The 23,843-nt window shown below is 70.3% G+C and carries 22 protein-coding genes; 11 read left to right on the forward strand and 11 right to left on the reverse strand.

The annotated features are described in order from the left end of the window. Positions 1-78: 78 nt before the first annotated feature. The 3 genes from QU602_RS02585 (at position 79) to QU602_RS02595 (ending at position 6,268) form a co-directional block, all read left to right on the forward strand. Positions 79-4,479: an alginate lyase family protein gene (locus QU602_RS02585; RefSeq protein ID WP_308798601.1), complete on the forward strand. Its 4,401-nt coding sequence runs from the start codon at positions 79-81 to the stop codon at positions 4,477-4,479. Positions 4,480-4,742: 263 nt separating this feature from the next. Next, the gene (locus QU602_RS02590; RefSeq protein WP_308798603.1) at positions 4,743-5,972 is read left to right on the forward strand and encodes a hypothetical protein; all 1,230 of its coding nucleotides are present in this window, start codon (positions 4,743-4,745) and stop codon (positions 5,970-5,972) included. After that, the gene (locus tag QU602_RS02595; RefSeq protein WP_308798604.1) at positions 5,969-6,268 is read left to right on the forward strand and encodes a GNAT family N-acetyltransferase; all 300 of its coding nucleotides are present in this window, start codon (positions 5,969-5,971) and stop codon (positions 6,266-6,268) included. Before QU602_RS02590 ends, QU602_RS02595 begins: the two co-directional genes overlap by 4 nt. A gap of 283 nt (positions 6,269-6,551) precedes the next feature. On the opposite strand, the gene QU602_RS02600 is transcribed toward QU602_RS02595, so the two are convergent. The 3 genes from QU602_RS02600 to upp form a co-directional block, all read right to left on the reverse strand. Then, complete coding sequence (locus QU602_RS02600) at positions 6,552-7,004, reverse strand: MarR family winged helix-turn-helix transcriptional regulator (protein ID WP_308798605.1); 453 nt, start codon at positions 7,002-7,004, stop codon at positions 6,552-6,554. A 300-nt stretch (positions 7,005-7,304) separates the two neighbouring features. Further along, positions 7,305-8,054 (reverse strand): winged helix-turn-helix domain-containing protein, encoded by a 750-nt coding sequence (locus QU602_RS02605; RefSeq protein WP_308798606.1) that lies wholly within the window; start codon positions 8,052-8,054, stop codon positions 7,305-7,307. A gap of 499 nt (positions 8,055-8,553) precedes the next feature. Beyond that, positions 8,554-9,186, reverse strand: coding sequence for a uracil phosphoribosyltransferase (gene upp, locus QU602_RS02610; RefSeq protein WP_308798607.1), 633 nt, complete (start codon positions 9,184-9,186; stop codon positions 8,554-8,556). Positions 9,187-9,263: 77 nt separating this feature from the next. Between upp and QU602_RS02615 the strand changes: the two genes are divergently transcribed. Beyond that, positions 9,264-9,704, forward strand: coding sequence for a nucleoside deaminase (locus QU602_RS02615; RefSeq protein WP_373692963.1), 441 nt, complete (start codon positions 9,264-9,266; stop codon positions 9,702-9,704). A 78-nt stretch (positions 9,705-9,782) separates the two neighbouring features. Here QU602_RS02615 and QU602_RS02620 read toward each other — a convergent pair whose 3' ends face one another. Beyond that, entirely contained in the window at positions 9,783-10,745 is a 963-nt protein-coding gene (locus tag QU602_RS02620; protein ID WP_308798608.1) for a cation diffusion facilitator family transporter, read from the reverse strand. Between the two features lie 23 nt (positions 10,746-10,768). Between QU602_RS02620 and proC the strand changes: the two genes are divergently transcribed. Next, the gene (proC, locus tag QU602_RS02625; protein WP_308798609.1) at positions 10,769-11,620 is read left to right on the forward strand and encodes a pyrroline-5-carboxylate reductase; all 852 of its coding nucleotides are present in this window, start codon (positions 10,769-10,771) and stop codon (positions 11,618-11,620) included. 231 nt (positions 11,621-11,851) lie between these two features. Here the strand turns inward: proC and rlmC are convergent, their stop codons facing one another. Then, positions 11,852-12,976, reverse strand: a complete 1,125-nt coding sequence (gene rlmC / locus QU602_RS02630; protein ID WP_308798610.1) for a 23S rRNA (uracil(747)-C(5))-methyltransferase RlmC — start codon at positions 12,974-12,976, stop codon at positions 11,852-11,854. 247 nt (positions 12,977-13,223) lie between these two features. On the opposite strand from rlmC, the gene QU602_RS02635 reads away from it, so the two are divergent. Beyond that, positions 13,224-15,074, forward strand: coding sequence for an alkaline phosphatase family protein (locus tag QU602_RS02635; RefSeq protein WP_308798611.1), 1,851 nt, complete (start codon positions 13,224-13,226; stop codon positions 15,072-15,074). A gap of 97 nt (positions 15,075-15,171) precedes the next feature. Here QU602_RS02635 and QU602_RS02640 read toward each other — a convergent pair whose 3' ends face one another. Further along, positions 15,172-15,696: a gluconokinase gene (locus QU602_RS02640; RefSeq protein WP_308798612.1), complete on the reverse strand. Its 525-nt coding sequence runs from the start codon at positions 15,694-15,696 to the stop codon at positions 15,172-15,174. Between the two features lie 67 nt (positions 15,697-15,763). Between QU602_RS02640 and QU602_RS02645 the strand changes: the two genes are divergently transcribed. Next, positions 15,764-16,162, forward strand: coding sequence for a hypothetical protein (locus tag QU602_RS02645; protein WP_308798613.1), 399 nt, complete (start codon positions 15,764-15,766; stop codon positions 16,160-16,162). Positions 16,163-16,257: 95 nt separating this feature from the next. Here the strand turns inward: QU602_RS02645 and QU602_RS02650 are convergent, their stop codons facing one another. Genes QU602_RS02650 through QU602_RS02665 form a run of 4 tightly spaced genes read right to left on the reverse strand, consistent with a single transcriptional unit; the run spans position 16,258 to position 21,110 of the window. Next, a complete protein-coding gene (locus tag QU602_RS02650) occupies positions 16,258-17,880 on the reverse strand; it encodes an ABC transporter permease (protein ID WP_308798615.1) in 1,623 nt (540 codons plus the stop codon). After that, entirely contained in the window at positions 17,877-18,947 is a 1,071-nt protein-coding gene (locus QU602_RS02655; RefSeq protein ID WP_308798616.1) for an ABC transporter ATP-binding protein, read from the reverse strand. The genes QU602_RS02650 and QU602_RS02655 overlap by 4 nt, the downstream gene beginning before the upstream one ends. Before the next feature lie 56 nt (positions 18,948-19,003). Next, positions 19,004-19,672: a potassium channel family protein gene (locus QU602_RS02660; protein WP_308798617.1), complete on the reverse strand. Its 669-nt coding sequence runs from the start codon at positions 19,670-19,672 to the stop codon at positions 19,004-19,006. Beyond that, positions 19,665-21,110, reverse strand: a complete 1,446-nt coding sequence (locus QU602_RS02665) for a TrkH family potassium uptake protein (RefSeq protein ID WP_308798618.1) — start codon at positions 21,108-21,110, stop codon at positions 19,665-19,667. Before QU602_RS02665 ends, QU602_RS02660 begins: the two co-directional genes overlap by 8 nt. A 71-nt stretch (positions 21,111-21,181) precedes the next feature. Between QU602_RS02665 and QU602_RS02670 the strand changes: the two genes are divergently transcribed. Next, positions 21,182-21,619 carry an ArsR/SmtB family transcription factor gene (locus QU602_RS02670; RefSeq protein ID WP_308798619.1) on the forward strand — a complete coding sequence of 146 codons (438 nt, stop codon included), beginning with the start codon at positions 21,182-21,184 and terminating at the stop codon, positions 21,617-21,619. Here the strand turns inward: QU602_RS02670 and QU602_RS02675 are convergent, their stop codons facing one another. After that, the gene (locus tag QU602_RS02675) at positions 21,620-22,144 is read right to left on the reverse strand and encodes a GNAT family N-acetyltransferase (RefSeq protein ID WP_308798620.1); all 525 of its coding nucleotides are present in this window, start codon (positions 22,142-22,144) and stop codon (positions 21,620-21,622) included. It lies immediately after the preceding gene. Between the two features lie 384 nt (positions 22,145-22,528). Between QU602_RS02675 and QU602_RS02680 the strand changes: the two genes are divergently transcribed. The 3 genes from QU602_RS02680 (at position 22,529) to QU602_RS02690 (ending at position 23,585) form a co-directional block, all read left to right on the forward strand. Continuing rightward, entirely contained in the window at positions 22,529-23,017 is a 489-nt protein-coding gene (locus tag QU602_RS02680; protein ID WP_308798621.1) for an FBP domain-containing protein, read from the forward strand. Between the two features lie 124 nt (positions 23,018-23,141). Beyond that, on the forward strand, positions 23,142-23,240 hold the full coding sequence (locus QU602_RS02685; protein ID WP_003792170.1) for a 30S ribosomal protein bS22: 99 nt from the start codon (positions 23,142-23,144) through the stop codon (positions 23,238-23,240). A gap of 81 nt (positions 23,241-23,321) precedes the next feature. Further along, complete coding sequence (locus tag QU602_RS02690) at positions 23,322-23,585, forward strand: glutaredoxin family protein (protein ID WP_308798622.1); 264 nt, start codon at positions 23,322-23,324, stop codon at positions 23,583-23,585. Positions 23,586-23,843 lie beyond the last annotated feature (258 nt).

The raw sequence follows: 23,843 nt of genomic DNA on the forward strand, positions 1-23,843 counted from the left end.
GTCTAGGCCGTAAAGCGTCTATGGTGGCCGCATCCCAAGGAAGGCGGTTCGCCGATGTTGCATGGCCGGAAGTCCTGGATGGTTGCTGGTGTCGTCTCTGCGGCGCTCGTGGCCTCCTCCCTGCAGGTGACGACCGCGTCGGCCGTCGAGTACGAGGACGTCTTCGACGTCCTGGATCTCGGCCGGCCCGAGCTGAGCGCGGTGGCCTCCGAGGTCGCCCAGAACGACCTGGTCGGCGCTGCCGAGGCGCTCCAGACCCACTTCGCCGCGCGGACCACACCGGAGTGGACGCCGATCGTCCCCGGGTCGGTCAGCTCGCTGGTCACCTCGACGGCCGATGAACTGGCGGACGGGTACTTCGAGTTCCGCGGCGGCCTGTCCCGGGACTTCAGCTCGGGAATCGACTGGGCCGACACCTGGAGCGACGATCCGGCCGTGCCGCTCGGTCAACCGCACTACTGGATGTACGACTTCACGTTCTACGCGACACTCACCGGCGCCTATCTCGCGCTCCCGAGCACGGATCCGAAGCGCGCCGTGTATACCGCGGCATGGGAACGGACCGCCGTCGACTTCATGGACGCGCACGAGAACGTGGTCTCCCCCTACAACCGGCTCGGCACGGCCAAGCGCCTCACGCAATGGCTCGGGGCGTACTCCGTCTTCAAGGACTCGCCGACCGCCGACCCGCAGGTGCTGTCACGGTACGTCGCGCAGATTCACGCGATGGCCGACGATCTCTGCCGCAATCTGGAGCGGCACAACGGCAACAACTGGTACGCCTCCATCGCGCGTGCCGTCTACATGACCGCCGTCTACTTCCCCGAGTTCATCAGCTCGACGACCTGGGAGCGCCGGGTGATCGGCGCGATGGACCGGGTCGTCGCACTGCAGATGAAGGGCGACGCCGTCCAGTTCGAGCCGGCGCTGAACTATCAGGCGTACAACCTCGACCTGCTGGTGCAGATCGAGCGGTTCGGACGCCTGAACGGGCGTTCCCCGCTCGCGGCACACCTGCAGGTCATGGAGCGCCAGGCCGAGGTCATCATGGCCGCGACGATGCCGGACTTTACCGTGCCGCTGATCGGGGACACCCCGTCGTCGACGTTGAGCCTGACCGCGTACGCCGAGCTGTTCGACCGGGACGACATGCGCTGGGTGGCGAGCGAGGGTGCGACCGGTACGATGCCCGCGCTCGGGTCGGACCTCGCGCCTCACTCGTATGCGTTCATGCGGACCGGGTGGGACAGCGAGGACGCCTATCTGGCCGTCGCCAATCAGGACACCAACTACGGGGCGTCCCACCGGCATCCGGATGACCTGTCCGTGGTGGCCTACGCCCACGGCCGGCCGCTCCTCATCGATCCCGGCGTGGTCGACTACAACGACACGCCCTCGGCGAACTGGCTCAGGCGGACGACGGCCGCGCACAACACGGTCGAGGTCAACGGCCAGGCGCAGCCGGGTCCTGCGGCCGGCGACCGGGTGCGCCGGGCTGAAGCCTGGGCCAGCAACGCCGGCTTCGACTTCTACGCCGGGATGCACGACGATTACGCCCCGATCACGCATGACCGGAACGTGTTCTTCGCGAAGGAAGCCGGGCTGTGGATCCTCAGCGACCGCCTGCAAGGGTCGTCGTCGACCAACGCGTACCGGCAGCTCTGGCATCCGCCGGGTGATGCGCCGATCGACGTGACCGCCGCGGGCACCGTGAACGCGGGGTTCGGGTCGGTCCCCGGCATCTCGGTGATCCCGGTCGATGCTGTGCCGACGACGGTGCACGACGACGGCTACATCGCCGACGGCCTGGGCGGGTTGGAGTCGGACGCCGAGTACTTCTCGTTCGATCAGAGCGTCGCAGGACCGGCGGCGTTCGATACCGTGCTGCTGCCCGGTGCGGCCGGCTCCGCCCCGGACGCCGACGTGACCCGGACCTCACTCGGGGTCCCGGTCGACACCGCGACCGCGTTCGACGTCGAGCTCGCCGACTCCAGCCTGGCGTTCTATCAGAGTTTCGAATCGACGCCGCAGGCGCGTACCGTCGGTGCTCACACGACCGATGCGAGGGTCCTCGCGATCACGTCCGATGGACTCGGCGACGTCACGACGATCCAGCTGGTCGGCGGAACCGGCGTGTCCGACTCGGCTGGCGACCTCGTCAGGTCCGCGGGGCCGCTCGGCGACGTCAGCGTACGACTCGGCTCGACGCTCCGGATCGAGACCGGGGGGTTCCGCGACGAAGAATTGCGTGTTCGCGACCTCGACGCGGTCGCGGTCGAGGTCAATGGCATCGCGGTGCCGCTCGTTCGTGACGGCGACTACGTCGTGATCGCCGAACAGTCGCGGACGACCGGAGACGCCGTGTTCGAGCCCGTGTTCGACGAGGCAGCCGGGGTCGTCGACGTGAGCGTCGAGGGACTGGCAGGCGACTTCCAGCCCGCGGCGGGCACGTGGCGACCGGTGGAGACCTCGCCCGGCGTCTGGGCCGTCTCGCAGACGACCGCCACAGCCGTCGAGGCGGCCCTGCTCCGTCGGGTGAGTGCGTCCGAATCGTCGGTCCGGGTCTCGGCAGATCTCGAGTCGACCGGCCCCACCTTCGGCGTCGGAGCATACGTTCGGTATGTCGATCCGTCGAACTACTACCTGGCGCGCGTGTACCGCACCGGCGGTGTGCTCAGCGCGCAGGTCGTGAAGGTGGCGAACGGCACCGCCGCGATCATCGGCGACGCGCCGATCACGCTGTCGGTGACCGATCCGATCGAGCTCGACGTCGTCGTGGTCGGCGGCGCGATCGAGCTCCGGGTGAACGGCGCGCTCGGCGTTCGCGTCCACGACGCGACCCATGCCGATGGTGGCGTGGGCCTCTACGCGCACCGCACGCAGGCGACCTTCTCCGAGCTCGAGATCGGTCAGGGCTCGCGCGTCTCGAGCGACTTCTCGGCTGGGACATCCGGCTGGACCGCGACCTCGGGGACCTGGGCCGCCGCGCAGCGAGCCGGCGAATGGGGGCTCCACCAGCAGAGCACCTCCGCCCGCGACACCGGCATCAGCGCTGGTGCGGAAAGCAGCGACCAATCGATCTCATCCCGGTTCGTGCTCCAATCGGCGTCGGCCAGCATGGCGTTCGGGCTGCAGGTGCGGGTCGCCGATGCGGCGAACCGCGTGCTCGCTCGGGTCTATCGCACGGGCGGCGTGCTCTCCGCGCAGATCGTCGGGATCGTCGGGGGGACCCCGTCGGTGCTCGCCTCCGAACCGATCACGCTGGATCTTTCACAGCCCGTCGAGCTCGAGGCGATCGCGACCGACAGCGGAGTCGCGCTCTTCGTCGACGGTGCGCTCGCCGTCTCCGCGGCGAGCGCGTCGCCGAGCAGCGGTGCGACCGGTCTGTACACGGATCGGGCCACAGGCGCGTTCGAGCAGGTCGCGCAGGCGGCCCTCGCGAGCGCGACGGGCGTCGACTTCGAGCCGGTGTCGGGCGTCGGCTGGCAAAGCGTCGCGGGGAACTGGCTCGCCGGCGAGGCGCTCAACGACCTGAATCAGTGGGATGGGACTGCCGCGGATCAGGTCGCGATCTTCGATCAGGTCGGACCGAACGTCGAGCTGACGACCTCGATCATGCTGCATTCCGGTCAGTCGAGCATGGGCGTCGGTCACGTGCTTCGGTATCAGGACCCGTCGACCTACTACCTCGCTCGCCTCTATCGGACCGGGGGTGCATACTCCGCACAGCTCATCCGGATGCTCGGGGGGACGGCGACGGTGCTCGGCACGGCACCGGTCTCTTCCGTCACGTATCCGCTCGAGCTCACGTCGCGTGCGAGCGGAGACCTCCTCGAGGTGAGTATCAACGGGACGCCGGTGGTTCGCGCACGTGATGCCGCTCTCGCCAGCGGCGTCGTCGGCCTGCATACCCACCGCGCTTCGGCCGGCTTCGCCGACCTGGCTCTGACCGAGCTGGTCGCCGCCGACGACTGGCGGGTCGGCCATGGACTCGTCGCCGTGTCGGGCGCCCAGATGGAAGCGAGCTCGCCGGATGGGCAGAGTTCGTTTGCGACGTCCACCGGCATCGGTTGGCAGGATGTGGCCGTCGCTGCACAGATGTCCCACGGCGGGCTCGCGGTCGGTGAATCCGCCGGCAGCTGGCTGCGTTCGACCGGATCGCACACCGGCTACGGATTCGTGATCGAGCGCACCTCCTCCGGGACGGTCGCGAAGATCGTGCGAAAGACCGCGGGGTCGCGGGGTACACAGGCGGCCACCGTGCTCGCCGAAGCCCCGGTCGTCGTCGACTTCTCGGGGTCGGTCCAGCTCGGCGCGAGCGCGGTGGGCGATGTGCTGACCTTCACGCTCGACGGGGTCGAGGTGCTGTCCACGCGGGACGGTATTCTGGCCACCGGTGGTGTCGGCCTGTCGGCGAAGACCTCCGCGCCGGTGTCCTGGTCGGAATTTGTGGCCTCGGCCGTGGCCGTCGGGAGCTGACGTTCAGAATCTCGCGCATCGGTGAGATTTCTGTGAATATGCTGGGTATCCGTGCGTCGTGTTCCGGCCGAAGAGATCGCGTGGCATAACGCCCGGCTAGGCTCAGGTCACAAAGGTTTCCGGGTGGGGTACAGATGGTGGGTGGGTACGCCGGTGCGCTGACTGCACCCTCGGTCGTCCGACTGGTTCTCGGTCGAGATGGTCAGGCGTACATCCGTCGCGCCCACGTCGCGCTCATCTTCGTCGCATTCGCCACGATCGCGATGAAACTGACCGACGCAGGAGCATCCGGATGGAGCGCCGCCGGCCAACTCAACTTCTGGGCGTTGCCAGCCGTCGCCGTCGCGGCGGTGGCCGGCGCGACGCTCGTCGTGGTCTCCGGCTCGCCCACGAGCCTCGCCGTCCTCGGGGAGCTCGGCTTCCCCGAGATCAGCGCCCGCCGACGCGCTCGGGCGAACGGTCTCGTCTGGGCGGGCATCGGCCTGCTCATGGTGCACTTCACCGCGCCCGCGTTCGCCGTGGTCCCCGGTGGTCCGGTGGTCGTCGGTCTCGTGTTCGCGCTGGGGCTCGGCCTTGGAACGATGCGGCTGCACCTCGCGGCCCTCGAGCACGAGGCGTACCGCAGCTTCAACCTCGTGGCGATGCTGCTCGCCGCGGGCAGCATCGCGAGCATGAGCATCACGCCGACGGGTGACTGGTGGGCGCACAACTTCAGCACGCTCGGCACCTCAGACGACTTCGCGGCCATGTGCTTCAATCTCGCCGTCACCATGTCGGGGCTCGGCATGGCGCTGCTCGGGCCAGCCCTGAGCGCGTCCCTTCGGTCGGAGCGGTTCGGGCTGCGACGAGGCGGTCTCACCGCGATCCGGGTGCTCATCGCGTTCATCGGCGCCAGTCTCATGGGCGTCGGCATCGTGCCGATCGATGGCGCCACCGATCTGCACAACCTCTTCGCGTGCGGGGCGGCGGCCGGCTTCGCGGTGCTGGCGCTCGGCGTGCAGGTGTGGGCGCGGCGGATGCCACGCTCGCTCGTGCTCTTCTCGTACGGCGCGCTCGCCGTGGAGGTCGCGGCGATGGTCGCCTACGACGGGCTCAAGATCTTCAACCTCACCGTGTTCGAGATCGTGGCCTTCACGCTGGTGTTCGCGTGGCTCATCGCGCTCGTCGCCATCACCGCCACGGCTCCGCGTGTGTCGGAGGGCGCCACCGAACCCGATGCCACCGCGATCGCGGCGCCGGTGTCGACTCTGGCCGGGCCCGCGCGTCACGTGCCGGTGCGTGCTCGCGCCCGCTACGTCGGGATGCGCTCGGCTCCGACCCGTGCGGCCGTTCCCGCCAGTCGTGGCCCCGGAACGCGGCAGCCCGCGTCCGCGCGTCGGCGCTCGGCGCTGACCGCGTTCCCCGACAAGCCACCCGACGGGTGCACGCATCCCTCGCCCCGCGGCGCCGGGTCGAGCCCGATCGATCGAGCACAGCGTACGGTCGTATGGTGACCGAGCGCGCATTCGAGATCATCCGGAACTCCGACCGTGACCGCTACGAGGTCCGAGACGGTGAGCGACTCCTCGGCTTCGCGATGTTCCGGCAGGAGCCCGGCCGTGTGGTGTTCACACACACCGTCGTGAAGCCTCAGTTCGAGGGGCAGGGCATCGGCAGTGCGCTTGCCCGACACGTCATCGAGGCCACCATCGCCGAGGGGAACGCCGTCGTGCCGGAGTGCCCGTTCATCGCCGCATACCTCGAGGAACACCCCGAGTACGCCGGTTCGGTCGTGGCCCCCGCACGCTGATCCCGGACCGCGTCGGGCGCCAGCTCTGGCGTCGAAGCAGGCCCTGCTTCGGGCGACATTGCGCATGAGGCATCCTCGCGTTACGATGCGTTCAAGCCCGAGCCGGCCCCGAGTCGGCAGCCGACCCTCGCCGCGTGAACCGTGACACGCTGCACGCTCCGCTCCGAGGTGGCTCGCCGAGCTCAGTTCGGGTCGCTCGGCGGGGGAGGCCTCCATCGGAGGCCGCGGCGGGGCGGGAGGTAGGGTTCCCGCCCCACCGTCAGCGCGGGGGCAGGCGATGCCGTCAGCCCGCGTGCCCGCCATTGACCGAGACGCGCAGGCGGTCGCAGAGCTCGGCGAGGTGCGCGAGCTCATCGGTGTCGAGCGCCGAGCCCACGTGGCGCGTGATCGCTTCCATATGCGCGATCGCCACCTCGCGGAACAGCTGAAAGCCCTCGGGCGTGATCGCGACGATGGTCCCGCGGCCGTCGAGCGGGTCGTCGGACTTCGTGAGCAGTCCGCGTGCGGTGAGCCGGTCGACCAGGCGGCTCACGCTCGGCTGCGTGAGCAGGACGTGGCGGTTGAGGTCTTTCAGGCGAAGCCGCCGGTCGGGCGCGCGGGTGATGTTGAAGAGCACGTCGTACTCGTTCAGCGAGATGACGTCGGATGGGAACTCGGCGGCGAGGGCTCGCATGACGGCGACCTGCGCCCGGAAGAGCGACTCCCATGCCGCGACCGTCCGAGTGCGATCTGCCATGAGGATCTCCATTCGTGTTCCGCGAGTGCTGTGCGTAACAGAATACGGAAATCGGGCACGGCAGATGACCATCGGTGGTCGGATTGTGTGAACTCGCGGAATGCGCCCACCCGGACCGTGGTCGTGGGGGTGGTGCCAGAAATGAGTGAGGGCCGGTCGTAGAGGCTGACGACCGACCCTCACTCTGCACCAAGAGTGTCCTGCAATCACATTCCACACCGGCCGCCACAGCAAACGACCGGTGCCTGACAAATATATAACAGATCGATAACGCTGCGCTAGGGGCAGCCGAGGTCTGTTTCAGAAGACGTCGGGACTCGGGGTCGAGGCCTGACGGATCGACACGTCCGCGTGGCGGTCGAACCGGTAGCCCGAGCCGCGGACCGTCCGCACGATGTCCTGGTAGTGCGCGAGCTTCGAGCGCAGGCGGCGCACATGCACGTCGATCGTGCGCTCGCTCGGGATCTCGTCGTCCGCTGCGGCCCACAGGTTGTCGATGAGCTCGTGCCGGTCGATGGTACGGCCCTCGCGCAGGACGAGGTACTGCAGCAGCTCGAACTCCTTGTAGGTGAGCCCGGCGGCCACGCCGTCCAGGAGGACGCGCTTGCGCGAGATGTCGATGATGACGCCGTTCGGGTGACGGTCGATGTCGTCGTCGGTGTCCTCGGCGCGCTGCTTGGCGAGCGCCGCCGGGTCCTGCAGTGCGAGGCGCACGACGTCGACGTCGCGGCCACCGGCGCCCTCGGGCGCCAGTGCGACCGCGGCGTAGGTCTCCGCCGATGGCGCGACCTCGGCCGTGAGGCGCCGGAGTGCCTCGACGATGCGGTGCAGGCTCGTGCCGTCGGCAAGGGCCTTTGCCTCGTCGATGCCGACGTAGAGCACGAATCCGCGAGCTTCAGTGCCGTCTGGGACGGCGCGGACACGGGGTGCGGCCGCGGCCGGCGCGGCGAGCGGGGTGGCGGTCACCGACGGTGCGCCGGCGATCTCAGGGCGAGTGGGCCGGGGCGCGAGGGCGACGGCGGGGCGGGTGGGAGCGTACGCGAGCGACATGACGAAATCCTTGTGCGGTGTGTGCGTGAACCGGCCCCGTCTACGGGGCCGATGCGAGTGGCCGGAACGGCCGGGCGAAGCGCCGGTGGCGGCGGTTCATGCGAGAGCCTGGGCGACCTGGATGCGGGTCGCGCGCCGGGCCTCGGAGGAAGGGCGCAGGATCAGCGGCACATTCGACAACACATGGGGGCACGCGCCGACATCATCATGTCGGCAATCCCGTTCGCCTCGCGGGCGGTCAGGGTGCGTGCGGTGTCGGTCATGGTGCGAGTAAAACGGACGGGCTGGGGATGTGTCAATTCGTGACGCCCGCATGACGGGGTGTGACATCGCACGCGGTGCGCCGGGCTCCGGCGCGGCCGGAAGGATCGCGACCCGTGATCCGGTCGATGACAGGATCTTCGAGAAACGCATACACGAAAAAATCTTCTTGAAGAGGCTCCGCGGGATTCCGCGTCAGGCGTGAAGATCCTTCGGCGCGAGCGCCGCGCCGGTCGGCTTATACCGTGCCGTAGAGCCGATCGCCCGCATCGCCCAGGCCAGGCACGATGTAGCCCAGCTCGTTCAGTCGCTCGTCGACCGCGCCGAGCACGATCGTGACCTCGCGACCGCGCAACGCCTCCTCGACGGCCGCGAGCCCCTCGGGCGCGGCGAGGATGCAGATGGCGGTGACGTCGACGGCGCCGCGGTCGAACAGGAACTCGATGGCCGCCGTGAGCGAGCCGCCCGTTGCGAGCATCGGGTCGAGCACGAAGCACTGCCGATCGGACAGGTCGTCGGGCAGGCGTTCGGCGTACGTCGTCGGTTGCAGCGTCTCCTCGTCGCGAGCCATGCCGAGGAAGCCGACCTCTGCCGTGGGTACCATCTTGGCCATGCCGTCGAGCATGCCGAGCCCGGCTCGGAGGATCGGCACGATGAGCGGCTTCGGCTCAGCGATGCGCACCCCCGTCGTCGCGGCCACAGGGGTGACGATGTCGACCGGCTCCACGCGCACGTTGCGCGTGCCCTCGTAGGAGAGCAGTGTCATCAGCTCGTCGACGAGGGCGCGGAACACGGGCGACGGCGTCTTGGCGTCGCGGAGCACCGTCAGCTTGTGGGTGATGAGCGGGTGATCGGCAACATGGACTCGCATAGGCTCGATCCTAGTTCCGGCGGGTTCGGGAGGGAGAGCGCGTGGATGTGCCCAGCTCACCGCGCCACCGCGAGTGGATGCGCCTCGCGCTCGTCGAGGCGGCGCAGGCTCCCGCGACCCGCGACGTTCCGGTCGGCGCGATCATGGTCGACGAATCTGGCCGGGTCATCGCGTCGCGACGCAACGAGCGCGAGCTCACCGGCGACCCCACCGCGCACGCCGAGGTGCTCGCCATCCGCGACGCCGCCGCCGTCCTGGGCGACTGGCGTCTCAACTCCTGCACGCTCGTGGTCACGCTTGAACCGTGCGTCATGTGCGCGGGCGCCATCGTGCAGTCCCGGGTCGGCACCGTGGTGTTCGGCGCGTGGGACGAGAAGGCCGGCGCGGCAGGCTCGATCTACGACCTCCTGCGCGACCGTCGCTTGAACCACCGCGCCGAGGTGGTTCCGGGCGTCGAGGCCGGGGCTTCGACCGAGCTGCTCGTGCGGTTCTTCGAGGACCCGCTCAGACGGCCGTGAGCACGGCCGCGAGCGTCGCCGAGGACGTGGCCGCGGGCACGGACGCACCCGCCGCACGGCCGTGCGCCGAGGCATCCGTCATTCGAGGCCCTTGATGACGATCGCGTCAGTGGGCGGGGCGACCGCCTCTGGGTCGACCCAGACATCGGGTTCGATGTAGATCACGCGGGCCGTCGGCACCGCCTCACGGATGCGTCGCTCGATCACGTTCGTCGCCGCGGCGACCTCGAGCAGCCGCTGGTCGGCGGTGAAGCCGAGCTTCGCCGCGACGAGCAGCTCGTCGGGGCCGAGATACAGCGTCTTCATGTGGATGATGCGCTCGGCCTCGGGACCGCTGAGGATGGCGTGCTCGATCTGGTCGAGGTCGCTCTCGTTCGCGCCCTCACCGACGAGGAGACTCTTCGTCTCGATGCCGAGGATGATCGCGACCACGATGAGCAGCGTGCCGATCGCGAGCGTGCCGATCGCGTCGAACGTGCTGTTGCCCGTGATCACCGTGAGGCCGACGCCGAGCAGCGCGAACACGAGGCCGACGAGCGCCGCGAGGTCTTCGAGCAGCACGACGGGCAGCTCGGGCGCCTTCGCGCGGCGCACGAACTGCACCCAGGTCTGGCGGCCGCGCAGCGGGTTCGACTCCTTGACGGCGGTGCGGAGCGAGAACGACTCGAGCACGATCGCGATGACGAGCACGAGGATCGGGAGCCACGCGTTCGTGAGCTCGTGCGGGTGCCGCAGCTTGTCGATGCCCTCGTAGATCGAGAACACGCCGCCGACCGAGAACAGGATGATCGAGACGACGAACGCGTACACGTACCGTTCGCGGCCGTAGCCGAACGGATGCTCGCGGTCGGCCTGCTTCTTCGCCTTGCGGCCACCGAGGATCAGCAGCAGCTGGTTGCCCGAGTCGGCCAGCGAGTGCACGCCCTCCGCGAGCATGGACGCCGAGCCCGAGACCGCCCAGGCGATGAACTTCGTGATCGCGATGCCGAGGTTCGCGAGGAACGCGGCGATGATCGCCTTCGTACCGCCTGTTGCACTCATGCGCCAATCCTAGGATGGGTCGCATGCCGAACCAGGAGTCCGTGACACTGCCCTCGATCGCCTTCCTCGGAGCGGGCTCGATGGCACGCGCCGTGCTGAGCGGGCTGCTCCGCCCGGGCGTCGAGGTCGCCGGCGACATCCGTGCCACGAACCGGTCGGCGGCGAAGGCCGCCGAGTTGGACGCGGTCGACGGCGTGGTCGCCTTCGCGACCGAGACGGATGCCTCGGCCAACCGTCGTGCGGTCGCCGGCGCGAAGCTCGTGGTGGTGGCGGTGAAGCCGGCCATGGTGCCCGACCTGCTGCGTGAGATCGCCGACGCGCTCGAACCCGGAGCGGTCGTCGTGAGCGTGGCCGCGGGCGTGACCGTCGAGACGTACGAGTCGCTGCTGCCGGCTCACGTGTCGGTCGTGCGGACCATGCCCAACACGCCCGCCGTCGTCGGCCGGGCCGTCACCGGGGTGTCGGCCGGCAGCCGGTCGAGCGAGGCGGACCTCGCGCTCGTCGTCTCGCTCTTCGAGACCGTCGGCGACGTGCTCGTCGTGCCCGAGTCGCAGCTCGACGCACTGGGGACCATCTCGGGCTCGGGGCCGGCCTACGTGTTCTTCCTCATCGAACAGCTCACGGCCACGGCGATCGGCCTCGGGTTCTCGCCCGAGGAGGCCGCCGTGATGGTGCAGGGAACCTTCCGCGGGGCATCCGAACTGCTCGCGCACTCGGGTGACGACCCCGCCGAGCTGCGCCGCCGCGTGACGAGTCCCAAGGGCACGACCGAGCGGGCGATCGCCGTGCTCGAGGAGGCGCAGTTCAGGCAGACGTTCGACCGTGCCACCGCCGCCGCGCTCGCGCGCTCGCGCGAACTCGCCGCCGGCGCCTGACCCCGCCCCGCCCCCGGCTCCACCTCGCCCCGCCCGGCCCCGCCCCGCCCGGCCTCGCCTCGCCTCGCCTCGCCCGACCCCGTCGGCCTCGCCGCCGAGTGATGACGATTCGTGCCCAACGTCGGCCCGTTCCGTCATCACCCGAGGCATATCGTCATCACTCGGTGGAGGTGGGAGAGGAGTGAGAGAGGGGAGGTGGGAAGTGGGAGGTGGGAGGGGGAGGTGGGAGTGTCAGAGGCGTTCGAGAAGGGTCATGACCTCGAAGTGCGTCGTCTGCGGGAACATGTCGAAGACGCGGGCCCGCACGGGGCGCAGCGACGGCATCGCCGCGAGGTCCTTCGCGAGCGAGACGGCGTTGCAGCTCGAATAGAGCACGTGCGAGGCATCCGATTGCTCGAGCCAGCCGGCGAGTTCCGCACCGATGCCGCGCCGAGGCGGGTTCACGATGACGAGGTCGGGCGCGGCCGCCGCGCCCAGCGCGAACGCCGTCGCGTCGCCCGCGGCGAACCCGACCCGGCTGAGCACCGCGTCGGTGCGGCTGAGCTCGGCGCTCGCGACCGCCTCGACGCTCGTCTCGATGCCGGTCACGGCCGTGCGGCCGTCGGCGATGTGCAGGGCGAAGCCGCCGACGCCCGAGTACAGGTCCCAGGCCTCGTCGGGCGCGAGGCCGCGGATCCAGTCGCGGGCCTCGGCGTACAGCGCCTCGGCGATCGCGGTGTTCGTCTGGAAGAAGCTCTGCGGTCGCAGGTGCATCGTCACGTCGTTCAGCCGCATCGGCAGCGTCTGCTGCTCGGTGAGCACGACCTCGTCGACGCCCTCGAGCACGGCCTTGTGCTCGGGCAGCAGGTTCGCGCTCACGACCCTGGCGTGCGGCAGCTCGGCGAGCAGGGTGGGCAGGTGCTTGCGGAGCCGCGGCAGCGGCTCGCTCGAGCGCAGCACGAACCGCACCATGAGCTCGCCGTCGGGTGACTCCGTGACGATGAGGTGCTTGAGCTCGCCTCGTCGGGTGGCGACGTCGTATGGCGTGAGCCGGGCGAGCGTGATGAAGCGTGCGAGCACCGGGAACGCGGCCCGGTGGCCGGGCGAGCAGATGCCGCAGGCCTGCAGGTCGATGCCGTGTCCGTCGGCGTCGAGTACGCCGATGGTCGGCGCGTCGACCGTGCCACCGACGACCATCTTCGCCTTGTTGCGGTAGTCCCGCTCGCCGCTGGCGACGGCCGGATGCCACGTGCCGACGCCGAACGGCGCGAGCAGTTCCTCGGCGCGGCGCTGCTTCGCCGCGAGCTGCGCCGCGTACGGGTCGCCCATCAGCGAACACGACCGGCATCGCCAGTCGTCGAAGTACCCGCACTGCACCCGTCAAGCGTACGCGCGGTGCCCCGTCTCGGACGCAAGCGCCGTCTCCGCCAACGCCGCGGATGGTGGGGTGGAAGCCGGACGGTGGGTGGGGGCCGGACGGTGGGTGGGGGGCCGACGGCGGGATGGAGGACGGATTGCGTGTTGGAGGTCGCTCCTGATCGACCTCCAACACGCAATCCGTCCTCCAACCCACTTTCGGGGGCGGCGAGAGACACTGAGTGGCACGGGGAATGGATGGTGTGACGTGGCGGGTGGGTCCGACGGGGCCGGGAGCGCGCGCGATGGCGAGCGCGGGGCGCGCGACGCCGGAGGCGGGGAGCGCGGGACGCGCGACGCCGGAGGCGGGGAGGGCGGGGATCGCGGGCACTCGCGGCGGGACTTCCTGAAGTTCGGCGGGGTCGCGGCCGGCGGGGCGGTCGTCGGCGGCGCGGCCGGGTTCGCGGCGGCCAGGGCAACCGGAGCCGGGAACGGCGCCGGCGCCGGGGCATCCGCTCGACCCGGTCACTCGGTGGCGGCGACGCCACCCGGCACGATCCCGCCGCGACCTGGCGGGCCCGGCTGGGACCATCTCGTGGTCGTCATGTTCGAGAACCGCTCGTTCGACAACCTGCTCGGCCACCTGTACGCGGAGGACGAGCTCCCGGCGGGCGAGACGTTCGCGGGCCTGCAGGGCGACCCGATCCGCATTGACGGGCCGCACGGCCGCAGCTACGAGACCCATGCCTACACGGGCACGACCGACGAGATCATGTCGAGCCCGCGCCCCGACCCGGGCGAGGACTACCCGCACGTGAACACCCAGCTGTTCGGCACGGTCGACCCGAAGCGCAACGCCGAGCTGCAGGTGTCGCAGATGGAGAAGCCGTACAACGCGCCCCCTGCCGGCAGTCGGCCGACCATGCGCGGCTTCGTGCACGACTACCACAACGCGTTCCACATGGAGCTCGGCCGGGTGCCGACCGGCGACGAGCTCGAGATGGCCCTCGGCGGCTTCACGCCCGACATGCTGCCCGTGCTCTCGACGCTCGCGAAGCGCTTCGCGGTGTTCGACGGATGGCACTGCGGGGTGCCGGGCCCGACGTTCTGCAATCGCTCGTTCTTCCACGCGTCGACCTCGCACGGGTACGTCACGAACCACGACAACGGCGGCACCGAGAAGTGGTTCCGCAAGAGCGCCGCGTCGCCGACCGTGTTCAACCGACTCGACGAGGCCGGCATCTCGTGGGCCGTGTACTACGACGACTCGCAGCACGTCTCGATGACGGGGCTCATCCACAAGCCCGTGCTCGAGCGGTTCTGGCACACGAACTTCTTCCCGATGAGCGACTTCTACGCGTCCGTAGCCGACGGCACGCTGCCCGCCTACGCGTTCGTCGAGCCGCGCATGCTCTACGACCACAACGACATGCACCCGCCGGTCGGCACGGTCGACGTGACCGAGGTCGACGGCGTGAAGGTCACCGGCGGGACGATCTCGGACGTGCGTGCCGGCGAGGCGCTGCTGCACGAGATCTACTCGTCGGTGCGATCGAGCGCGAGCACGACCGGGTCGAACGCGATGAACACGATGCTGCTCGTCGTGTTCGACGAGCACGGCGGGACGTTCGACCACGTGCCACCGCCGGCCGCGACGCCGCCCGGCGACGGCTCGCCCGGTGAGATGGACTTCACGTTCGACCGGCTCGGGCTGCGCGTCCCGGCGATCGCGATCTCGGCGTACACGGCCGCCGGCACGATCGTGCACGATCCGGTGCACCACGGGTCGCTGATCAGCACGCTCACCGGCAAGTACGGGCTCGAGCCGCTCACGAAGCGCGACGACGGCGCGCCGACGATCGACGGCGCCGTGACGCTCGACGCGCCCCGGCCGGTGACGGACTGGCCGCAGACCCACCCGCAGTACACGCCGCGGAACCCCGAGGGCTCCGACCCGGTTCCCGAGGGGCACGACGACCGCCCGCTGACCCCGCCCGGGCGCAATCTCATGGGACTGCTGAAGGCACACACGGGCACCGACGACGCGCTGCCGAAGACCTGGCGTGAGGCCCACGCGTTCGTCGAGGCGCACGGCCGCGGGCTGTTCGGGCCCCAGTAGTCCGGTGGCGAGGGCCGGTGCCCGGTGCCCGGCGCCGAGTGCCGAGCGTGCCGAGCGCGCCGAGCGCGCTGAACGCGGCGCGCGCCGCGTGCGCGCGCTATTCGGCCTGGCCGGCCAGCGCCGAGACGACGTCGTCGACGACGGCGGCGACGGGCCGGACCGCGTCGACGGTGACGCCGCGCTCGTCGGATTCGAGCGGCTCCAGCGTCGCGAGCTGCGACGCGAGCAGCGAGGGCGGCATGAAATGCCCGGTGCGCTGCGCGGCGCGCTCCTGGATGTGGACGGGGTCCGCGTGCAGATGGACGAAGATCGCGTCGGATGCCTCGTCGCGCAGCTGATCCCGGTACCTCCGGGTGAGCGCGGAACACGCGATGACCGCCCCGCCGTCCGCGGCCGTGAGCGCGCGTCCGCACGCGTGGAGCCAGGGCAGCCGGTCCTCGTCGGTGAGCGGCACGCCCGACCGCATCTTCTCCACCGCGGCCGGCGTGTGCAGATCGTCGGCGTCGATGAACGGCAGCTGCATGGCGTCGGCGAGGCCGCGGCCGATGGTCGACTTGCCGACGGCGGAGACGCCCATGACCACGATGCGGTGCGGCGTCTGCGGCGTCGGCGGTGCGTTCATGGGCAGCTCACAGCCTAGCGGACGGGTCCCGAGCCGCTTCGGCGACGCGAACGAGTACGCTCTGCTCGTGAGCTTCCTCGACATCCTGGCGATCATCGTCGAGGTGCTGTCCTGGGTCGGTCTCGGCATCGGCGTCCCGTTGTTCATCGTCGCGCTCATCCTGCGGGCGGCCGATGGTCGCTGGCACGAGGTCGACGTCGGGATCGTCGAGCGAGGGGCGGGTGAGCCGGTGCTCGCACGCTGGTTCGCCTCGGATGAGCTCCACGAGCGCGAGCTCACCGCCGACGAGCTCGAGGAGGTCGACGATCCCGATTCCGCCACCGCGTACGCCGACTCCACCGGGCGGCTGCGCTTCGACCGGCACAGCGCACCGGCCCGCGTCTTCTGGGTGCTCTCGCTCGTGCTGCTCGGCGTCGGCGTCGTCGCGCTCGCTGGCACGATCGTGCTCATGCTGGTCATGGGCTGAGCCTCGGCCCGAGGTATCCGCTCAGCCCGAGGCATCCGCTCGGCCCGAGGTATCGCTCGGCCCGAGGCATCCGCTCGGCCCGAGGCATCCGCTCGTCAGCCGCCGGGCGCGAGTTCGCGGGCGCGCATGGACCAGAGCGCGGCGCCGCCCAGCGCCGCGCCGATCGCGATCATCACGATGCCGCCGGTCCAGTCGGCGTCATCGCTGCCCGGCACGGGGGAGTGCGTGAAGGGCGACAGGTCGGTGACCCAATCGGGCAACTGCAGGATGGGCCCGAAGATCCCGACGATCGCGGCCAGGCCGACGAGCGTCCAGCCGAGGGGGATGGTCGCGTGCGGCAGCACGACGAAGACGAGCAGCGTCGCCCCGAGGAACACCAGGCAGGCGGGCAGTTGTGCCGCGGACGCCTCCAGGACGTTCGGAATCAGCGTTGCGGGATCGTCGGTGCGCGCTGCGCCGACGACGCCCGCGAGACCCGCGGCGGCGAGGACGGTGACGATCACGACGGCGCCGACGATCCAGTACTCGGCGAGCCAGCGCACGCGGGGGACCGGCGTGCCGAGCAGGAGCTCGGCGGTGCCGGTCGCCTCCTCCTGCCGCGCGCGCATCCCGACCTGGACGGCGCAGCACGCCGCGAGTACGCCGACGAGGCCGTAGAAGGTTGCGATGAACGCCTGCTCGATCGAGGCGTCGTCGCCGATGGCCTGCCGCAGTCGGTCGACCAGCTGCGGCGCGGCGCCGCCGACATCGCCGACGATCGACGAGAGCGTCGTCGCCAGGAGGCCGGTGGCCGCTCCGCCGACGGCCCACGCGACCAGGGTCGGCACCGTGAGTCGCCAGACGAGGCCGAACGAGCTCGAGAGCGTCCAGCGCGCCGCGGCGCGGCCCTGCCGCCCCGGCAACAGGCTGGCGCCCTGGTCGCGGATCGCCTGCAGCGCGAAGACCCCCGCCACGGCCAGCACGGCCAACGCGAGCGGAACGAGGAGCGGGCGCAGATCGTTCTCGACGAACGCGCCGGTGAACTGGCCGTACCCGATCGGCGAGAGCCAGCTCGGCCACGCGGGGCTCACGTGCACAAGGTCGTCGGCGGGCGTGCCGGCCGCGTCGCCGATGCCGCGCAGCAGGTAGGCGGCGAGCACGACCGCGACGCCCGCGCCGTTCGCCCCGCGCGACGTGCGGAACAGCTGCGCGAGGACGAGCCCGATGCCGAGGAACGCGAGCCCGCAGGCGGCGAGCGCCGCGCCCGCGACGAACGATCCCGCCGCGTCGAGGCCCGCGAGGATCCAGGCGACCGCGACGAAGAGCCCGAGTGCGAGATTCGCGAGGACGCCGTGGGCGACGGTCGCCACGGTCGGCAGCGCCCGGCCCGCGGGCGTGGACGCGACGAGCTCGGCGCGCCCCTGCTCCTCCTCGGTGCGCGTGTGCCGCACGGCGAGGAACGTGCTCATGAGCCCACCCATGAGCGCGAGCCACGCGAAGAGCAGGAAGAACACGAACGCGCCGTCATCGACCCCGTTCGGCGTGCCGCGGAACACCAGGATCGTGCGGCTCGCGATCGCGACCCCGAGGATCTGCTCGCGCTCGGTCCGGTCGGCGAACGCGTCGAACACCGCGCTCGTCGCGGCGTACGCGAGCACGCCGATCCCGACGCACCAGAGGGCGAGCTGCAGCCGGTCGCGGCGGAAGCGCTGACCCAGCAGGACGAGCAGCTCGCTCACGCGCGGGCCTCCTCCGAGGTGGGCGAGGTGGGCGAGGCGGGCGGCGTGGGCGAGGCGGGCGAGGCGGATGCCTCGGGCGGACCGGGTGCCGCGTGCCGGCCGTGACCGGACCCTCGCCGGCCGGGCCGGCCCTCGCCGCCGCCCGAAGCGGCCCCGGCGTCCGCGCCCTCATCGCCGTAGTGCCGCAGGAACAACTCCTCCAGCGACGGCGGCGCGACGGTCAGCCCCTGGACCCCGAGCTGCGCGAGCACGGGCAGCACCCGCACCACCGCGTCGCTGTCGACCGTGAAGCTGACCTGCCCGTGCTCGACCACGAGGTCGTGCGCGGCCTCGATCCCCTCGATCGCGGCCTCCTGGCCGGGCTGGTGCACGAACGTCACCTGCGTGCGCGTGAGGTGTCTGAGTTCGGCGAGTGTCCCGGACTCCACGGTGCGTCCCGCGCGGATGATGCTCACGCGGTCGCAGAGCACCTCGACCTCGGAGAGGATGTGGCTCGACAGCAGCACCGTGGCGCCGTCGTCGGCGACCCGGGCGATCTCGCGGTTGAAGATCTGTTCCATGAGCGGGTCGAGGCCGCTCGTCGGCTCGTCGAGCAGGTACAGCTCGCACGGCGTCGCGAAGGCGGCGACCAGCGCGACCTTCTGCCGGTTGCCCTTGGAATACGCGCGTCCTTTCTTGCGTGGATCGAGCTGGAACGCCTCGATGAGCCGCGCCTTCCGTTCGCGATATGCCGCGCCATCGGCGGTTCCACCGCGTAACCGGCTCAGCAGGTCGATCGCCTCGCCGCCCGAGAGGTTGGGCCAGAGGCTCACGTCACCGGGCACATATGCGAGCCGCCGATGCAGGCTCGACGCCTCACGCCACGGGTCGCGCCCGAACAGCTCGACCTCGCCGGCCGAGGCGCGCGCGAGGCCCAGCAGGATGCGCAGTGTCGTCGACTTGCCTGCGCCGTTCGGGCCGAGGAAGCCGTGCACCTCGCCGGTGGTCACGGCCAGGTCGAGGCCGTCCAATGCGGTGGTGCGCCCGAAGTGCTTGCGGAGCCGCCGAGTGCGGATCACATCCGTCATGATCGGACGCTACGCCCGCGGAGGCGGATTGTGAAGAGCCCTCGCCTTGGACGCCCCTACTCGAGCGCGGCGAACTTCTCGATGTCGCCCTCGGTGCCCGAGACGATGATCAGATCGTGGTTCGACACCACCGTCTTCTCGGTGGCGTACGTGAACGGCTTACCGGGACTCTTCACCCCGACGACGGTCACACGGTGCTTGGAGCGCACGCCCGACTCGGTGAGGTTCTTGCCCCGGATCGGCTTCGGCGGGTACATCTTCACGAGCGCGAAGTCGTCGTCGAACTCGATGAAGTCGAGCATGCGGCCGCTCACGAGGTGGGCGGTACGCTCGCCCGCCTCGGCCTCGGGGTAGATGACGTGGTTCGCACCGATGCGCTGCAAGATCTTGCCGTGCGACGACGAGATCGCCTTCGCCCAGATCTGCGGGATCTCGAGATCCACGAGATTGGCGGTGATCAAGACGGATGCCTCGACCGAGGAGCCGACCGCGCACACCGCGATCGAGAAGTCCTGGGCGCCGATCTGACGCAGCGCGTCGATCGACTTCGCGTCGGCGGTCACTGCGTGCGTGACCCGCTCCGACCACTTCTGCACGAGGGTCTCGTCGGTGTCCACCGCCAGCACCTCCCGGCCGAGGCGGTCGAGCTGTCCCGCCGTGGCGGCACCGAACCGGCCGAGGCCGATGACGAGCACTGGGGCGTCGTGCTTGATGCGGTCAACCAACGATGGGCCTCTCTTCCGGTCGTTTGTACAGCTGGCGCCGCTGACTCGCGGCGAGCGCGGCGGCGAGGGTCACGGTGCCGACCCGGCCCATGAACATCGTCGCCGCCATGACGTAGACGCCTTCGGGTGGCAGGTCGGCCGTGAGGCCGGTCGTCAAGCCGCAGGTCGCGAACGCCGAGATCACGTCGAAGAGCACGTAGTCGAACGGCTGCTTCGTGATCTGCAGCAGCGCGATCGACGCGACCGCGACGATGGTCGCGCCCCAGAGCACGACGCTGACGGCGAGGCGCAGGATGTCGGCGGGAATGCGGCGGCCGAACGCCTCCATGCCGGGCGCACCGCGCGCCTCGGCGAACGCCGCGAGGAACAGCACGGCGAGCGTGGTGACCTTGATGCCGCCCGCGGTCGAGGCCGAGCCGCCGCCGATGAACATGAGCATGTCCGAGACGAGCAGGCTCGAGCCGTTGAGGTCGTGCATGTCGATCGTCGCGAACCCGCCCGACCTCGTCATCATGGACATGAAGAACGACTGGTAGATGGTCGAGCCGGCATCGAGCTGCCCGTACGTCTTCGGATTGTTGTACTCGAGCAGCAGGAACATGATCGCGCCCGCGACGAACAGGATGAGCGTGGTGGCGAGCGTGAGCTTCACGTGCACGCTCCACTTGCGCGGCTGCCGCCAGAGACGCGCGAGCGCGAAGATCACGGGGAAGCCGAGACTGCCGAGGAAGACCCCGATCATGAGGAGCGTCTGGAACCAGTAGTCGTGCTCGAACGGGTCGAGGCCGCCCGGGTTCGGGCTGAACCCGGTGTTCGTGAAGGCCATCGCGGAGTAGTAGAAGCTGTACCAGATTGACTGGAGGCCGTCGTATCCCGCGGAGAGCATACTCGGGATCATCGCGATCGCGACCGTCACCTCGATCACCAGAGCGCTGATCGCGACCGTGGCGAGCAGGCTGCCGACCTCACCCAGCCGCACCGCCTGTCGTTCCGAGACGGGTCCGCCGTGCACGCGCGACGGGTTCGTGTCGCTCGCGGCGATGAGCTTGGCGCGCAGGCCCAGGCGGCGTGAGATCACGAGGCCGAGTGTGGTGGCGAGCGTGAGCACGCCGATACCGCCGATGTTCACGCCGATGAACACGAGCGCATTGCCGAACGGCGACCAGTGGGTGGCCATGTCGACGGTCGCGAGGCCCGTCACGCAGATCACCGAGACCGCGGTGAACAGCGCGTCGTACAGCGGGGTCCCCGAGCCTTCGCCGGCGCGCGCGATCGGCAGCGAGAACAGCAGGGTGAAGATGAGGATCAGCCCGGCGAAGATCAGGATCGCGAACCGCGAGGGCGACTTCTTCGTGATGCCGTCGACGAAGTCGCGGATCCGTCCGGGCCAGGAGCGGGGATCGGCTGGGCCGGGACGGCGCGCCGTCTGTATGACCATGCGTCCCCCTCTGCTCACCGCCGACGCGAGTGTCATGGTACTCCCCGGCGGGAATGACTAGCCTTGAGGCCATGGCGGACATCTTCGACGTGGTTGCGGACTCGACCCGACGCGACATCCTCGGAGTATTGCTCGAACGCGAGCAGTCCGCTCCGCAGTCCGGCGGCGAGATCAGTGTGTCCGAGATCGTCACCGCGCTCGGCACGAGCCAGCCGACGGTGTCGAAGCATCTCAAGGTGCTCCGGGAGGCTGGTCTCGTGGCCGTGCGGGAAGAGGGTCAGCACCGGTACTACCGGCTGGATCGCGTGCCCCTCGAGCAACTCGAGGATTGGCTCATCCCGTTCCTCTCCGACGGGGCCGCCGCCGACGCGGCCGCGCTCGCCTCGATCGAGGGCGAGGGTCGCTTGAGCGAGGATCAGCGCGCGTTCGCGTCGGCCATAGGGAAGGCGTTCGCCGAGACGGCGCAGAAGGTCAGCGCGGTCGTGGGGCAGAAGCCCAGACCCCGCTGATCAGCGCCGTGGTGCGTCGTCGAGGCGCTTGATCATCTCGAGCTCGAGACCGCCCGGATCGAGCGGGTAGGTGCTGGTCCGGCCGGTCAGCACGAACCCCAGCTTCTCGTAGAAGCGGCGCGCCCGCGGATTGTCCTCGTGCACCTCGAGGCGGAGCGTGCTCCCGTGGCCCGCCGCCCAGCGTTCGACCTCGTCGAGCAGTGCACGTGTGACGCCGGCGGCATCTCCGCGCCGGTCGGGCGCGACGTAGACGCCGACGAGCATGGGCCCGGTTGCGGCATCCGGAATGTATCCGCCCATGTGGCCGACCCAGCGCCCGTCCTCGATGGCGACCACCGAGGTCTGCCCGGCGGTCTCGCCGCGGCGAGCCCGCTGGCGCCAGACCGCCTCCTCGACGGTCTCGGCGTGCTCGAGCGTCTCGAGGAAGGCGAGCGGGGTGTCGCGCAGCATCTCGAGGCGGAGTGCCCGGACCTCGCGCCAATCCGCCTCACGCGTGGTGCGGATCACGAGCCTCGGCGGAGCCATCCTCCGACGGTAGCGCAGCAGCCGAGGTAAGCTGTCGGGCGTGTCATCCGTCATCGCGCGCCCCTTCGGGCGGGAGGAGGTCGCCGGCGTCGTACTCGCCGGCGGCAGATAGCCGACCCCTCGGGCCGTGACCGCGATTCGCGCTCGCGCCCACGTGAACGACCATCTCCCCTCGCCGTCCGGCGTCGACGCGCATCCCCGCGCGGTCGCCGACGGCATCGTCGCAATCTGATCTGGTCTGGTCTGCTCTGCGGTGCGTCGCGCTGCGCCGCCGCGCTGCGCCGCCGCGCTGCGCCGCCGCGCTGCGCCGACGCGCTGTGCGACCGCGCGGTGCCACCGCGCTGACCAGGGCCGGCCGCGACGAGCGTTCGAAAGGTGACACCCATGCAACCCTTGACCGATTCCGCCCTCCGGAGCTCCTTCGTCAACGCCACGAAGCGCGAGATATCCGACCTCGCGCTCCCGCTCGACTTCGCCGAAACCGACTGGGAACGCCTCGACTACTTCGGCCGCCAGGACCGCAGGTCACCGCGGCGGGCGTTCATCGTCGTCGAGCTCGACGACCGTTCCGTGGGCGTCATGCTCCGAAAGGCCGACGCGCCCCCGCGCTCCCGCGCGCAGTGCTCGTGGTGCCAGGACGTGTACCTCACGAACGAGGTCGTGTTCTACTCGGCCAAGCGTGCCGGCGAAGCCGGGCGGAGGGGCGACACGATCGGCACGCTCGTGTGCGCCGAGTTCGGGTGCTCTGCGAACGTGCGGAAGCTTCCGCCCGTGGCGTACGTCGGGTTCGACGCCGAGGCGGCACGGCGTTCTCGGATCGAGGGACTGCGCGAGCGATCGCGCAACTTCGTCCGCTCGGTGCTCGTGGGGTGAACCGCGGATGCGTGCCGCCGCCGGAGCGGAATCGGGGCGCCTGGCCGGATCGGCTAGACTGTCCCGAGGCTCTCAGCCCCCGGCAGCGGCACGCGCCGCCGGTTCGACTTTCAGTGAGGTTCTGATGGGTTCCGTCATCAAGAAGCGTCGCAAGCGCATGGCGAAGAAGAAGCACCGCAAGCTGCTTCGCAAGACGCGCCACCAGCGTCGCAACAAGAAGTAGTCGTCCAACACGACTTCGGCTGAGCGTCGGGCCCTCACGGCTCGGCGCTTTTCGCTGTCCCCGGGTGCGTACGCTGGGTGGGTGACCACGCGCGACCTCACCCTGATCGGCAAGCCCGGATGCCACCTGTGCGACGACGCCCGCGAGGTCGTCGCCGCCGTTCGCGACGAGGTCGCCGCCGCGCCCGGCGCTCCTGCGATCCGCTTCGAGGAGCGGTCGATCCTCGACGACGCCGCGCTCGCGGAACGCTTTGCCGAGGAGATCCCGGTCGTACTCATCGACGGCGAGGTGCACAACTACTGGCGCATCGACCCGGTGAAGCTCAAGGCGGCGCTGCTCGCCTGACCGGCAGCCCCTGCCGGTCCGGCCTCTGCCGGTCCGGCCGCTGCCGGTCCGGCCGCTGCCGGTTCGCTTGCTCAGGAACGCTGAGCCGACACGCCGCCGGATGCGGCCGTCCGTCCGGCGTGTCGGCCGCAGCTTCCTGAGCAAGGAATCGCTGCCGGGGCTGGAGTCCTCGCCCGCCGCGTCGTCGCCCCGTCGCCCGCCGCGCCGCGCGACCCTCTGCCGCATTCGCTTGCTCAGGAACGGCGAGCCGACACGCCG

The organism is Agromyces protaetiae (genome assembly GCF_030866785.1).
GTDB classification, from domain to species: domain Bacteria; phylum Actinomycetota; class Actinomycetes; order Actinomycetales; family Microbacteriaceae; genus Agromyces; species Agromyces silvae.

Bases quoted from the DNA above. Each gene is read 5' to 3' on its own strand.
- QU602_RS02680 (WP_308798621.1), top strand. From the start codon at position 22,529: ATGCAACCCTTGACCGATTCCGCCCTCCGGAGCTCCTTCGTCAACGCC.
- proC (WP_308798609.1), top strand. From the start codon at position 10,769: ATGCCGAACCAGGAGTCCGTGACACTGCCCTCGATCGCCTTCCTCGGA.
- QU602_RS02605 (WP_308798606.1), bottom strand. From the start codon at position 8,054: ATGTCGCTCGCGTACGCTCCCACCCGCCCCGCCGTCGCCCTCGCGCCC.
- QU602_RS02685 (WP_003792170.1), top strand. From the start codon at position 23,142: ATGGGTTCCGTCATCAAGAAGCGTCGCAAGCGCATGGCGAAGAAGAAG.
- QU602_RS02665 (WP_308798618.1), bottom strand. From the start codon at position 21,110: ATGGTCATACAGACGGCGCGCCGTCCCGGCCCAGCCGATCCCCGCTCC.
- QU602_RS02675 (WP_308798620.1), bottom strand. From the start codon at position 22,144: ATGGCTCCGCCGAGGCTCGTGATCCGCACCACGCGTGAGGCGGATTGG.
- QU602_RS02585 (WP_308798601.1), top strand. From the start codon at position 79: ATGGTTGCTGGTGTCGTCTCTGCGGCGCTCGTGGCCTCCTCCCTGCAG.
- QU602_RS02655 (WP_308798616.1), bottom strand. From the start codon at position 18,947: ATGACGGATGTGATCCGCACTCGGCGGCTCCGCAAGCACTTCGGGCGC.
- QU602_RS02640 (WP_308798612.1), bottom strand. From the start codon at position 15,696: ATGAACGCACCGCCGACGCCGCAGACGCCGCACCGCATCGTGGTCATG.
- QU602_RS02615 (WP_373692963.1), top strand. From the start codon at position 9,264: ATGCGCCTCGCGCTCGTCGAGGCGGCGCAGGCTCCCGCGACCCGCGAC.
- upp (WP_308798607.1), bottom strand. From the start codon at position 9,186: ATGCGAGTCCATGTTGCCGATCACCCGCTCATCACCCACAAGCTGACG.
- QU602_RS02600 (WP_308798605.1), bottom strand. From the start codon at position 7,004: ATGGCAGATCGCACTCGGACGGTCGCGGCATGGGAGTCGCTCTTCCGG.
- QU602_RS02620 (WP_308798608.1), bottom strand. From the start codon at position 10,745: ATGAGTGCAACAGGCGGTACGAAGGCGATCATCGCCGCGTTCCTCGCG.
- QU602_RS02670 (WP_308798619.1), top strand. From the start codon at position 21,182: ATGGCGGACATCTTCGACGTGGTTGCGGACTCGACCCGACGCGACATC.
- QU602_RS02590 (WP_308798603.1), top strand. From the start codon at position 4,743: ATGAAACTGACCGACGCAGGAGCATCCGGATGGAGCGCCGCCGGCCAA.